Source organism: Peribacillus sp. FSL K6-1552 (assembly GCF_038005205.1).
GTDB classification, from domain to species: Bacteria; Bacillota; Bacilli; order Bacillales; family DSM-1321; genus Peribacillus; species Peribacillus butanolivorans.
Genome location: NZ_JBBOST010000001.1, coordinates 649,958 through 663,710, shown reverse-complemented (window position 1 = coordinate 663,710; position 13,753 = coordinate 649,958). Strand labels below are relative to the sequence as shown.

9 protein-coding genes, 1 pseudogene and 2 riboswitches are annotated in these 13,753 nt (G+C 37.2%); of the genes and pseudogenes, 5 read left to right on the top strand and 5 right to left on the bottom strand.

The genetic code is table 11. The annotated features are described in order from the left end of the window. Positions 1 to 82 precede the first annotated feature (82 nt). Positions 83 to 976, bottom strand: a complete 894-nt coding sequence (locus NST21_RS03085; protein ID WP_340887653.1) for a LysR family transcriptional regulator — start codon at positions 974 to 976, stop codon at positions 83 to 85. Positions 977 to 1,802: 826 nt separating this feature from the next. On the opposite strand from NST21_RS03085, the gene NST21_RS03080 reads away from it, so the two are divergent. Further along, the gene (locus NST21_RS03080) at positions 1,803 to 2,015 is read left to right on the top strand and encodes a hypothetical protein (protein ID WP_053344397.1); all 213 of its coding nucleotides are present in this window, start codon (positions 1,803 to 1,805) and stop codon (positions 2,013 to 2,015) included. 70 nt (positions 2,016 to 2,085) lie between these two features. On the opposite strand, the pseudogene NST21_RS03075 reads toward NST21_RS03080, so the two are convergent. Continuing rightward, positions 2,086 to 3,427: pseudogene (locus NST21_RS03075) on the bottom strand (FAD-binding oxidoreductase). Positions 3,428 to 3,818: 391 nt separating this feature from the next. On the opposite strand from NST21_RS03075, the gene NST21_RS03070 reads away from it, so the two are divergent. Continuing rightward, entirely contained in the window at positions 3,819 to 4,502 is a 684-nt protein-coding gene (locus tag NST21_RS03070) for a Dph6-related ATP pyrophosphatase (RefSeq protein WP_340887652.1), read from the top strand. Positions 4,503 to 4,620: 118 nt separating this feature from the next. Here the strand turns inward: NST21_RS03070 and NST21_RS03065 are convergent, their stop codons facing one another. The 3 genes from NST21_RS03065 to NST21_RS03055 form a co-directional block, all read right to left on the bottom strand. Then, positions 4,621 to 6,213 carry an APC family permease gene (locus tag NST21_RS03065; RefSeq protein ID WP_201222229.1) on the bottom strand — a complete coding sequence of 531 codons (1,593 nt, stop codon included), beginning with the start codon at positions 6,211 to 6,213 and terminating at the stop codon, positions 4,621 to 4,623. Positions 6,214 to 6,267: 54 nt separating this feature from the next. After that, a riboswitch (ZMP/ZTP riboswitch) is annotated at positions 6,268 to 6,346 on the bottom strand. 649 nt (positions 6,347 to 6,995) lie between these two features. Further along, the gene (locus NST21_RS03060) at positions 6,996 to 8,384 is read right to left on the bottom strand and encodes an amino acid permease (protein ID WP_098176096.1); all 1,389 of its coding nucleotides are present in this window, start codon (positions 8,382 to 8,384) and stop codon (positions 6,996 to 6,998) included. A gap of 435 nt (positions 8,385 to 8,819) precedes the next feature. Beyond that, the gene (locus tag NST21_RS03055; protein ID WP_340887647.1) at positions 8,820 to 9,746 is read right to left on the bottom strand and encodes a ketopantoate reductase family protein; all 927 of its coding nucleotides are present in this window, start codon (positions 9,744 to 9,746) and stop codon (positions 8,820 to 8,822) included. Positions 9,747 to 10,300: 554 nt separating this feature from the next. Then, a riboswitch (glycine riboswitch) is annotated at positions 10,301 to 10,379 on the top strand. A 179-nt stretch (positions 10,380 to 10,558) separates the two neighbouring features. On the opposite strand from NST21_RS03055, the gene NST21_RS03050 reads away from it, so the two are divergent. The 3 genes from NST21_RS03050 to NST21_RS03040 all read left to right on the top strand — a co-directional run bounded on the left by NST21_RS03050 (position 10,559) and on the right by NST21_RS03040 (position 13,751). Next, positions 10,559 to 11,899 (top strand): amino acid permease, encoded by a 1,341-nt coding sequence (locus NST21_RS03050; protein WP_056522438.1) that lies wholly within the window; start codon positions 10,559 to 10,561, stop codon positions 11,897 to 11,899. Between the two features lie 188 nt (positions 11,900 to 12,087). Beyond that, on the top strand, positions 12,088 to 12,288 hold the full coding sequence (locus tag NST21_RS03045; protein WP_053344391.1) for a DUF3311 domain-containing protein: 201 nt from the start codon (positions 12,088 to 12,090) through the stop codon (positions 12,286 to 12,288). Beyond that, a complete protein-coding gene (locus NST21_RS03040; protein WP_340887646.1) occupies positions 12,285 to 13,751 on the top strand; it encodes a sodium:solute symporter family protein in 1,467 nt (488 codons plus the stop codon). The genes NST21_RS03045 and NST21_RS03040 overlap by 4 nt, the downstream gene beginning before the upstream one ends. The last annotated feature ends 2 nt before the right edge of the window (positions 13,752 to 13,753 follow it).

Below are 13,753 nucleotides of genomic sequence, written 5' to 3'. Positions count from 1 at the left end.
TGATTTATCCTATCACCTTAAACATGCTAATGGCAATACTTAAACTTATAGAAAGAATTATTGTATGGATAGGAAATTTCTATCAATGAAGGAGCAATTTTTCAAATTTCTGAACAGAAGACAGGATTTCATTCCATAATAAAGGAGCTTCAACCCCATATTTTAAATGTGTCAAATGGATGTGCTGCTTTATCTTGATTAAATGCGACACATCCACTTCAACCAGGGTTCCCTGTTCTAACTCTTTTTTAATACATAAATACGGTAAAAATCCAATACAGCTCCTGCTAAGAATTAGAGATTTAGCCACCTCCAAATGATCTACCTGAAATTCAATACGTGGCTCTACATGTGAGACCTCAAAGATTTTATGAACCTGGTTCCAATCAAATGCGCCGCATTCAAAAAATACTAGCGGCTCAGTTGCCAATTGCTGCGCTGACAGGTCTTTTTGAAATTGATAATGATGGCCTGGATACACAACTAAACGAATCGAATTATCAAGGACCTTGTGATTTTGGAGACCACTATGCGTAACATCCTTCATAAATGCGATATCCACCTGTTTCTGAAGCAATTTATCAACTAATGCATCGTTTGGAGCAGAAATAAACTTAAAGCGTAAATCAGGGTTTTCTTTTTTCCATAAAGGAAGAGCATATGGAATAAAGTATTGCGAAGTAATGATATTGGCGCCAATCGTTATTTCTTCGCGACAACTTCCTTTTTTTAACTGTTTTTTCCCCTGTTGATAGGTACGAATAATCTGATCCGCAAATGGAATAAATGCTTTCCCTTTTTCAGTTAATATAATCCCCCTGCCTTGCCGCTCAAATAATACCGAATCGAGTTCATTCTCGAGTGTTTTAATTCTTGCCGTAACCGTTGGTTGTGACAAGAACAGTGCCTCTGCAGCTTTATGAAAACTGTTAAAGTGAACAACATATAAAAATGCTTCAATATGATCAATATTCATCTATCCAACTCCTTATCTCCAATATGAAAGCAGGCTCCTTCACTTGTCGCGTTATAGAGCAATGAATGATTTTTCCATTTTATAGAGACTTTATTCGATTTTAATCATATAATTCCAATAAGTAAAGTGTATTTTATTTAGTTGAAAGACCAACAATTCACAATTTAAAAAGTATTGGCGCATACCATATTGGAGAAAAGTGAATTAAATACCACCCACTTCATTGTGTAAACGGACAATCTGAATCCAGTCTAGTGGCTATTCAAAAGAGAAAACACACAATATCTGTGTTAAATACCTGCTTAGCACCTGGTATTTTTTCTTCTACACGTTTTAATTAAGTAAAAACATAATATAAGGCAAGCTTTATATTCATGACATAAAACTTTGGATTGTTAATCCCAAAAGGAGAATATATATTGGCTAAAAAAATATTGATCACCTTAATGGCTATTCTATTAATAGGAATTGTTATTCCATTTGGGATAGTTATGGAATAACACCAACAAAGTTCTACTTTGTATCATGGGATGCATATGCTAAAATCGGGCTGGAACTTTCCAGGTATCTAGGTCTTTGTAGAATTAACTCCTCAGACATTACTTTCATTTGTAAGGTGGATTAAAATCAAGAAAGATGGAACATCCATCATTCGTTAGAGATTCTCGTATCCATCAATTGAACTCAGTAAGCTAGAATAGCTCCGACTTCTCCTTTTATTATAAAACTGACATATTTACGTTATTATTTTTTTCTCCTTATAAAAAAGAAAAGAAGGGTCATCCTAAAGGAGTAATTCAAAATAGGAAATAAGGAGAGAAAATAAATGCCTCAACAACAAATCGATGTCAATCAATTAAATCAAGCAAAAGCAAATGTTACTCTTACACAAACTTTACTTAGTCAAGCAATTGAAAAATCCTCATCGGACCCAACATTGGCACAAGAAGCAATTAAACAAGCTGCTTCGGAAATCGCACAAGCCCAATCATATGTAAGTCAAGTATACAGTGTAATGCAAACTCAAAAAACGGAGTAAATTAAGAATAGAATGTCACAAAAGCTAGATGATAAGAGGCCTATACCCATAAGTGGATTAGGCCTTTTAGTTATTCACATAGTTTAGCAAACCTTAAGGCGCCCCTGTTTTTCTTAAAACCACTATTATAAGGTGGAATGCTTTGAGGAAATTTAAACGTATTAAATGGATCATATGCAGTTTTTACTTCTCGAAGCCGTTTAAAATTTTCTCCATAATACGCTGTTGGCCAATCTTTGATTTGCCGATCAGGCCAATTCACATAGTCACCAGTCGTATACGGTGATAATGCACTCCTTAATTCTTTGATCCAACGTATGTTTTCCCTTTCCTCTTCAGGATTGTTCCAAGTAGCTAGGTATTCCTGTGCAATAATGGCGTCCCGGTAATAGAAAGCCGTTTTCTTTGGTTCGACCTTACCTGCTGCTCCTCCAAGAGATTGGTGCCAAATGCCTGAATTTTCATTTGGTGCTTTTTCCAAAAATTGTTTCATCGTCAAGATCGCTTTCTTTGGAAAAGGTTTATTAAGAAAAGATCCTGATCTCTTTCGATGGGCTGATTGGTTTCCACTCGGGTCGTCAAAGAACCATACAGCTTCAATATATGGAACTTCCTTTATCAATACACTAGTTGGTGAACCGGTTGTCGTTAAAGGCTGAAGAAGTTGCTTTAACCTAGATGACGTACCGACAAATTCACCTTGAGCGATAATTTGATTTACTTCCTTTGACTTAAACTCTATTTCTGATGTTAGTCGGTCATCCGTGTGAGGTGCCCAATTTTGCCATGCATTAAATACTGCTTCGAAATCTTCCCATCCCCATGTAATGGAGAAAACTGAAACCCTAGAAATAGGGTGCACCTTGAATGTAAAGGACGTGACAATGCCAAAGTTTCCTCCTCCCCCGCCGCAGCAAGCCCAAAATAAATCACTATTATGATTCTTGTTTGCTTTAATAAGTTCGGCACCTTTACTCCCACTCGCTCTTACCATTTCTATAACATGCCAATTCCCCCGCCGAGCGTAAGGCCGACAAGGCCTACACTGCTTTCGGTACCTGCAGGGATAGTCGTGCCGTATTCCCATAATTTATTATATACCTTCCCTAAATTAGCTCCGGCTTCTATTTTTGCAATCATTTTTTCACGATTGACCTTGATTCTATCCATTTCGCTGACATCAATAATAAGACCGCCATTTACTAATGAAAAATTTTCATAGCTATGTCCACCCGAAAAGGTATATGATTCTCCCTCGCCCACTTTAATGCATTTTGTACATCCTTTGTATTCTGACAAAATACAATTATCTTTGGGAATTTTGGGAAGCTTAAATTATTATTTATTCTTGCCTGCTCATATTCAGAATCACCAGGTGTAACGATCCGCCCGGTAAGCTTTGTCTTTTCCAAAATATAACCCCCTTTCTCAGATGATGTAGAGAGGATGCTATTTACTATGAAAATCTTTAGGAGAAGACACATTCTATAGGCAGGAAAGGATTTCAATTAATCTAATTCATACTTTTAACTCAACATCCGTACCTTAAAAAGTAGGATATATAGTTTTTCTATATGATAGAGCACACTTAACTAGCAAGTTTTCATGTTTTACTCGTGAATTTTCATGATTTACTCGTGAATTTTGCAGTTTTACTCGTGAATTCCACCAATTTACTCGTAACAATTTCAATAAACTTAACAAGTGATAACAGTATGCACTCTACTCGCCCCCCTTCTTTGTTGATTCACGCAGCTAAAGTGCGTACGATAGAAATAAACGGAACAAAAGGGAGATGGATTGATGTTGAAAGAAAAGATCATTGCTTGCTTTAGTGGTGGCAAAGATTCCACGTATATGCTTCATAAGCTGTTAAAAGAAAACAAATATGAAGTCGTATCATTGCTTACAACCGTAACAACTGATGATGAAACATCCGGACACATGGTTGATTTTAAATTGATTCAAGCTCAAGCAGAATCCATTGGAATTCCATTATACAAAATTCAATATCCTTTATATGATGGGAAAGGTTTTGAAAAAGGCCTTATTGACGCCATGAATTTTTTTGGCAATCAAGGTATCTCAAAAATTGCATTTGGAGATCTTTTTCTGGAGGATTGTATCGAATACAAAAAGAACTTAGTTGAGTCTAATGGTTATGAACTAATCCTTCCTTTAGCCGAAATCAACACAAAAAAGCTAGTCCAGGAGTTTATTGATTTAGGGTATAAAGCGAAAATTGTCAGCATTCGTTTAGATAAGCTCGATCCTTCTTTTTTAGGAAGAGATTTGGACCAAAAATTTATTGAAGATCTACCAGATGATGTAGATCCATGTGGTGAGTTTGGTGAATATCACTCATTCGTATATAACGGAGACATTTTCTCTCATCCGATACAACTAGACTTGGAAGATAAAATGTTTGTACTTCCTGCCAATCCATTATTCAGCGAGGTTGGCTATAAACGTGTAGTAAAAGTTTAAATTCTTCATTAATATTGTCAGGTGTTCCAATCGCCAGCACTTTTAATAAAATAAAAAAAACATGGTCATAAAGCAACCATGTTTTTTTCTACTCATATAGCGGTGTCTACACTAAAAGTTATTTATTGAAAAATTCTTTGTTAATTTTTTCAGCCTCAGCCATGTATTCTGTTTTAATCCCGCTTTTAACTCCCCAGCAATAGAAGCCAAGTGCTAGACATGCGATGACCACCATATCCCAGCCAAATGTAAGAATATTTTTTCCGCCGAACTTCTCACTTCCAATATAAGAAATCAAAATCATACAACCTAAGTAAAGAAGCATCCAAACACCTGATAAAAATTGTTTTTTGAATCCATTCCATTTATTTTTTGCTTGATAATAAAAGTAAATAGGAAGTCCAATGGCAATGATGAAAACGACTTCTCCTGTTAATGGCCAACGAGCCCAATATAAAGTAAGCGATGCAAAAACAAATCCACACGGTGCAATAATAGAAGCACCTTTTAAGTAAAATGGACGATTAAAATGAGAAGCTGTACGTCTTAATGTTGCCAATGCAACTGGCCCCATGATATACGAAATAAGTGTAGCAACTGAAATCACTTCAGCAAGTACGCCCCATCCGCGGAATAAAAATAAAAAGATAAAACATACTCCTAAGTTTAATAACATCGCTGGACGAGGAACACCATAAAGTGGATGTAATGTACCAAAGATATTCGGTAAGTACCCATTTTTCTGCATTCCATAAAGCATACGCGAAGTTGTAGCTGTATAAGTAGCACCTGTACCAGACGGTGATACAAACGCATCTACATACAATACAATCGCTAACCAGTTAAGACTAAGAGCAATTGCCAAATCAGCAAAAGGTGAATTGAAATTCAGATGACTCCATCCGTTCACAATCATAGACGGATCAACTGCACCGATAAACACAACTTGTAATATAACGTATATAAAACCTGCAATTAGAATAGACCCAATAACAGCAATAGGTATAGACTTATTCGGCGACTTAGCTTCTCCTGCCATATTAACGGGACTTTGAAATCCATTAAACGCAAACACGATACCAGAAGTAGCTACTGCTGTTAAAACGCTTGCCCAACCATATGGTGCGATCCCTTGAGAACTTGTAAAGTTTTCACCATGAAATCCAGCAAAAAATAACGATCCTGCCATTACACCTGGAACAATTAATTTAAAAATAGTAATAAATGAATTTGCCTTAGCAAAAAGGTTAACTGTCCAATAGTTGACGAAGAAATAGAACAATAGTAGTAAAGAAGCTATGAATAATCCTTTAATCGTTAAGATATTGTTATCAACTAAAGAATGAGTCCATCTGGCCCATTCCCAAGGCCACGTACTCATATATTGTACTGAAGCAATGGCCTCAACAGTAATAGTCGAAGCGATAGATATCCAGTTTGCCCACGCAGCTAAAAATCCAATAAAAGAACCATGCGAATATTGAGGATACTTAACCATTCCTCCAGCTTCAGGAAACATTGCCCCAAGCTCTGCGTAAGATAATGCGATAAATAAAATTACAACCATACCGATAATCCAAGAAAAAATAGCTGCTGGTCCTGCAATCTGGGCAGCTTTCCACGCTCCGAACAACCAACCTGAGCCGATAATAGAACCAATACCTGTCATAGTTAAAGCAAAAGTCCCCATCTTTCTATGCATATTACTCATCTCTACCTACACCTCTTCCTAGGAAAATAAAAAACACTTGATCTAAAAAAATCAAGTGTTTGCCCAGGCGCGCGGCTTATACTCTATATGCTCCCCCATGGTACTCCATGTTGCGCCAGTTACATATAGAAAAATAGTTTTTTCTTAGTATATAGGATTATTTTAAATTTCACAATACTTGAAAAACATTTATATTTTATAAATAATTCCATTGTTTTTTCGGAATTCACTATTAATATTCTTTTTAATTTGAAAAAATTAGGTGGATTAAGCTTCAAAAAACAAACATTCGATTTCTAGAACTACATACTTCAACAATATAATCATTTCCCTTTAACATTATACTTAAAAATCTTTAATAGCTTATATGTGCAAAATAAACCGTTCATAAATTATATCCCAACAACATTTGCATAGAAGTAAAGCACAAGTTAGTTACAACCTAATTGGATCTAACAGAGGAAATACTTGAAATACTTCATACCTTTTTTGAACATATTTTTACAATAACTTATCGGTTTTCAATTTCACTGGATTATTCCCCCTTTACTCCCAGTGTTCTTTTCTTCCGCAAAAAAAGTCATGCACAAGTTGGGGAAAAAGCCTGAGGGATGAAGATCTCTCTTTGCTTTGTCCACAATTTATGCACAACTTTAATTAGTGTCTATTATATTTAAACTAACTGTGAAACACACTCGGCATAGCTAGAATGATGAACGTAGATTAATAGTATTTTAATGTTTCCTTTAACAAGATGATGTCCCTAAATCCTTACTTGCTTCTTAACTGGAAATATCATCATCGGTCTTAGCCTCTAATGGTACTCGCTTCTCCATTTTTAAAATGTAATAACTTGCTACGACTATAGCTAGGAAAACGACCCCAACAATCAGGGAAATACGAGTACTAGGGTTAATCCACATACCAACCAGCACCATCAGTAAAAATGCAATTGTTGCATAGTTGCTGTAAGGGGCAAAAGGCATTTTGAACGGGTGGTTTTCCATTTCCTCAGCTCTTACCTTTCTGAATTTAAGCTCACTAATAAGTAAGACAAACCATGGGATCATTCCAGGTAGAACACTAGCACTGTAAACATAAAGGAATAGTTGTGGCGGTGCAAGGTAGTTCAAGACAACACCAATTGCTAAACCTAAAAGGACAGCAATCGTACAATAAGCTGGCACTCCATTTTTAGATACTTTCGCAAAGATTTTAGGAGCTTGACCGTTCATTGCTAGAGTGTAAAGCATACGACCTGCACTGAAAATCCCACTATTACATCCAGACATCGCCGCTGTGATTACGACAAAGTTAATAATACCTGCTGCTGCAGTAATACCTATTTTAGCAAAGGTTGAAACAAACGGACTACCGATGTCATCTAGTTGGTTCCAAGGAAAGACTGTCACGATGACAAAAATAGCGCCAATATAGAATATTAAAATACGCCAAATGATGCTTTGGATAGCTTTTGTTACAGTCTTCGTTGGATTTTTCGCTTCACCCGCAGTGATACCGATAAGTTCAACGCCCTGATAGGATGCTACAACAAGGGAAAGCGCAAAGAAGAACCCTGTCCAGCCCCCGGTGAAGAAGCCGCCATTTGCCCAAAGATTTGATAATCCAATTGCATCACCGCCATTTCCAAATCCGAAAAAGATAAGACCTAGTCCAGCAATAATCATCAGTACAATCGTTATAATTTTAATAAGCGCAAACCAAAATTCAAATTCCCCGAAAGATTTTACAGAAATGAGGTTTGCAGCCCCTAGGATAACCATGGCAATCACACCTGGTATCCATGCGGGTAAATCTGGGAACCAATACTTCATATACATTCCAACGGCAATTATCTCGGACATTCCGACGATTACCCACTGAAACCAATTACTCCATGCAGTCATATAACCTGCTAAAGGATGAATATAGTTACTCGCAAATGTTGCAAACGAACCCGTAGTAGGCTCTAAATAAAGCATTTCTCCCATAGAACGCATGATGAAAAATATAAAAAGACCAGCGATAGCATAAGCTAGCATTACAGATGGTCCAGTCCATTTAATCGTACTTGCTGATCCCATAAATAACCCAACACCAATGGTACCGCCCAAAGCGATCATCTGAATATGACGTGCCTCTAGCCCTCTCTTTAATTCTTTGTTTGACATGATTAATTCCTCCAGATGTAATATTAGCGACTATGCTTCGTACAAGGTTATTAAAGTTTTTTTCTAGTCCCTAATTAACTCTCAATTTAGATTAAAACAACTGTTGATTCTTTTTCCATACTTAGATTAGATTTGAAAAGTTCCAATTCTTTTTCATATCGCATAATTTATAATCTTATCTTATAATAATAAATATTCTGTAAAAAAACAAATGTATTTCTAGAGGAAACACTAACCAGTATAAAAAAATTCAATCACTAAAAGTGATATTAGATATATTAGTATTTTAAGAAATCAATAAAATAACATGACCCTAATAAGATAAGGTGGAATTTAACACAACCAAAGAAAACCCAGTCTTTAAAGACTGAGCTCAGTTCAAATGGCCTTGTTCTAGAGAAAGTTAAGGGAGTTATTATAGAAAAAAGTCAAACTTTAGTTGCAAATATATTGACTTTCAAGAAGTTTAATCCGATCATATAACTCTTTGTTTACAAGTGTAGGCACTCCGTATTTCTCACCTAATTTTAATACCGTACCTGCAAATAACTCAACCTCACTGTAACGTCGAGCTTCGATATCTTGAGCCATGGATGGCTTTCCTTCTGGGCTTAATGTATCCAATACACTTAACCAATAATCCAGATCTCTTTCCGTTAAATGAATTCCTTCTTTCTCTGACAGAACGATAACCTCTCTCATGGCAGAAATCATCATTTCTCTTGCATGACCATTTCGTTGAATTTCACCATAATTACTTTTATAGACAGCAACAGTTTGATTGACACCAACATTCAGCATAAATTTCCCCCATTGCCGCTTATACATATCCGTGTCTATCTCATATGGAACCTTCATTTTTTCAAAAAAATCTGCCACCTGCTGAACCTTTTCTGAAACCAATCCAGGTACCCGCTCACCAAAGCAGAGCATGCCCATATGTTCGTATGTCAACTTATTTTCTTCTTTAACAGCATCCATACCTTGTGCAACACAATATAAGACTTTATCTTTTCCATACGCCTCACCAATAATCGCTTCACTTGTGATCCCATTCAAAGCAGAAATAATAATCGTCTGTTTTCCAATTTGATTCTTCACCGCTTCAATAGCATCTTCCAATCCACTAAATTTAACAGTAAAAATCATCAAATCTGCAGGCTCGCCTATTTCTTCAGGCGTTACATAATGAAAGTCACAACGCTCACCATTGCAATAAACCCCATCCTGGACATATCTCTTTATTCTAGCTGTATCCGCAATAATCCTCACATTCTTCTTCGGCATTTCCTTTGATAAATGATGTCCATATAAAATGCCCAGTGCTCCTAATCCAACAATTGATACTGTCTTTATCGCCATAGCATCTCTAATTCCTTTCACCTTTTTACCTAAATATTATCACACTATTCGGAAAACAGTCGCGATTAAAATGCCAGTTCAATGGTATGAATTGATTAGAAAAACCACCTAGAAAAGCTACAATATTGTGAAATACCAATAATGACACGAGGGGTTTGTAACATCCTTACAGCTTCCTTTTGGTTCATGTATTTCACCAAAAAGCAAATTAAGGCTTAAACGAAGTCTACTCTTCTGCGGAACGATAACCACAAAATTTGTTGTTGTTTTTTGTATTGATTTTAAAGTGGACCCGTTAACTATCAGCTACAGTCACTATGGCTTTTCCAATCACTACTTTTATAGAATGTTGATATACATCAACTACATTACCCGCTAACTTTCCAATTTCCATATTGACCTATAGAATAAACAATGATAGAATTCCAATATTATATTGACGTTATTTAAGTATAATGACAAATGACCGAAGGAAGATTCAATTCTTCTACAAACGGACATTTATTACAACCGCATACTAGCAAGCGTTGAATGCTATGGATCACACTATAGCAGGAGCAGCTTCTGGAGAGACTGTACATAGTACAGCGCCGAAGGATTCACAATCTCAGGCAAAAGGACAGAAGAGTAACGAATGATGAATTGTTATTCTTAAACCTGACGAGATTGGTAGTATCCAATCTCTTTTTTTATTGTCCAAAATCCAAGATATTGCCATTCAATGGCATAAGCGAGGTGAAAACAACGAGCTACACGAGATGTAGAATCACGCTCCACACGACTAAGATCATAAACAACGGGAGATGCTCAAATTGGCTAAACAGGAATTGAAAAGAGATTTAAAAAATCGCCATGTACAATTAATTGCAATAGGAGGAACAATTGGTACCGGTTTATTTCTTGGATCCGGTAAAGCCATCCAATTGGCAGGCCCCTCCATTATCTTTTCCTATCTTATTATAGGGATTGCCTTATTTTTTGTTATGAGGGCTTTAGGGGAATTACTTTTATCCAACGCCGGTTATACGTCATTCACCGAATTCGCTACCGAATATATCGGGCCGTGGGCTGGATTCGTGACCGGATGGACCTATTGGTTCTGTTGGATCATGACAGCCATGGCTGATATCATCGCGGTTGGTGTCTATATGCAATATTGGTTCAATATCCCTCAATGGATACCAGCTCTTGCTTGCCTGGTCATTCTGTTAGGGTTGAATCTATTGACCGTTAAATTGTTTGGAGAACTTGAATTCTGGTTCGCGCTCATTAAAGTCATCACGATTATTGCCTTGATTATTGTAGGCATCATCCTGTTAGTCATTGGCTTCAAAACCAATACAGGAACCGTTTCACTCACCAACCTTTGGAGCCACGGAGGCATGTTTCCGAACGGCGTATCCGGCTTCCTGCTATCTTTACAATTGGTTGTCTTCTCCTTTGTAGGGGTCGAATTAATTGGTGTTTCTGCAGCAGAAACAGCTAACCCGAAAAAAAATATACCATCAGCCATCAATAAAATCCCGGTCCGAATTTTACTTTTCTATGTAGGTGCCATACTCGTCATTCTATGCGTCAATCCTTGGACACAGCTGGATGCATCAAGCAGTCCATTCGTAGAAGTCTTTACACTAATCGGCATTCCAATCGCTGCAGGGATTATCAATTTTGTTGTCCTGACATCCGCTGCATCTGCCGGCAACAGCGGTTTATTTTCAACAAGCCGTATGCTTTATACATTAAGCAATAATAACGATGCTCCTGCAAAATTAGCAAAATTAAATAAACATGCTGTTCCAAGTAATGCCTTGGTTACATCGGCAATCGTCGTCTCCCTAGGGGCATTGCTAAGCAAAATGATACCTGAACAGGCCTTTACAATAGTAACTACAATCAGTGCCATCTGTTTTATTTGGGTTTGGAGCATCATCTTGATTTCACATATCAAATATACGAAAAAACGTCCGGACTTGAGAGCCCAATCTACATTCAAAGCTCCTTTTACACCCTTTATCAATTACGTTATTTTAGGATTATTTCTGTTCATCCTAATCGTTATGCTATTCGCTGAAGCTACACGACTTTCACTGTTAATGACGCCAATCTGGTTCATTCTTCTACTCGTACTCTATAACTATCAGAAAAAAAAGTAGCTATTTTTCATGGTCGCAGGAATTAAAAGGAAGGGACACTCCCTTCCTTTTTTTCAATTTATTTTGCTAACACAGAGAAGTGCTACTAAAATATATAATGCAGCCACAGTAAATTTTATATTAAAATAGTGTAAGGTACTGTAATTCGATATGAATGACTTTTCACTTAGAATGGAGGGGTTGGATTAATGAAGATTATTTATATACTTACTCTAGTTCCTTTTATAGGCATATTAGGATTTCTTCCGTTCGTTAACAGAATAGAACCTTATGTATTAGGGATGCCTTTTAATATGTTTTGGATGGCTATGTGGGTGGTCCTTACATCCGTTATTTTGGGCATCATGTATAAGTTGGACCCCAGAAATCGGGAAGGTGACCAGGAATGAATATTTCCCTCTTAATTATTTTAGGATTTTTACTTTTATCAATCTTTTTAGGTATTCGATCTTCAAAAGGAAAAGACATGAATTTGGAACAATGGACAGTTGGAGGCCGTGGTTTTGGTGCTATATTCGTCTTTCTATTGATGGCTGGAGAAATTTATACGACGTTTTCCTTTCTTGGCGGCAGCGGCTGGGCTTATGGTAAGGGTGCACCCGCTTTATACGTCCTTATTTACATTACTTTGTCTTATGTATTGTCATATTGGCTTCTTCCGGAAATATGGAAATATGCCAAAGAAAATAGTCTAATGTCTCAATCTGATTTCTTTGTAAGCAAGTATAAGAGCCCAAGTTTAGGAATTCTGGCAGCACTTGTCGGTGTGGTATCTATGATTCCAGTGATTGTCGTGCAACTTAAAGGATTAGGGATTATTGTTTCAGAAGCATCTTATGGAGCAATTTCAATGTCTACCGCGGTCTGGATGGGAGCAATCAGCCTTACCATTTATGTTATGATTTCTGGAATACACGGCTCAGTTTGGACAGCAGTCATTAAAGATATCATGATGATCGTGATTATAGGATTCTTAGGAATTTATCTTCCTATTCATTACTTTGGTGGTTTTCAACCGATGTTTGAGGCCGTAAATGCAGCCAAGCCTGGTTTTCTAAAGCTTCCTGAACAGGGGCTTAGTGTTTCATGGTTTATCTCCACGGTAATATTGCTTGTATTTGGTTTTTACATGTGGCCCCAAGTTTTCAGCGCTGTCTATTCGGCGCGCAGCGGGAAAGTATTTCGTAAAAATGCTATAATCAGTCCGTTATATACGCTCATGTTGTTATTTGTCTTTTTTGTAGGATTTACTGCTATATTGAAAGTGCCTGGACTCGTTGGGGCAGATGCAGACCTCTCATTGCTGCGCCTTTCTATTGAGACCTTTGATCCATGGTTTATAGGCATAATCGGCGGAGCTGGAATGCTGACCGCATTAGTACCAGGATCCATGCTTTTAATGAGTGTGGCTACACTGCTCGCGAAAAACGTCTATAAGGAATTTGCACCTGCAGTATCCGACCGGAACGTTGTAAGATTAGCAAAGTTCCTCGTTCCTGTTATTGCATTAATAGCAGTCTACTTTACCTTAAACGGCGGCGAAACGATGTCAGCATTAATTCTCATGGGATACAGTCTTATCACACAGTTATTTCCGTCTCTTCTCTTTAGCCTGAAAAAGACTAATACCATCAACAAATATGGAGCGATCGCCGGGATCATCTGCGGATTGGCCATCGTAACCTACATTACGCTTAGTCATTCAACCATAGGTACCTTGTTTCCATCCTTACCACAGGCAGCGAAAGATTTGAATGTTGGAATCATTGCCTTGGCGGTCAATTTCTTGGTTATGATTACTGTAAGTCTCGCTTTCAGAAAGCTCTCGGTTCAGTTAGATCCCGCAAAATAATC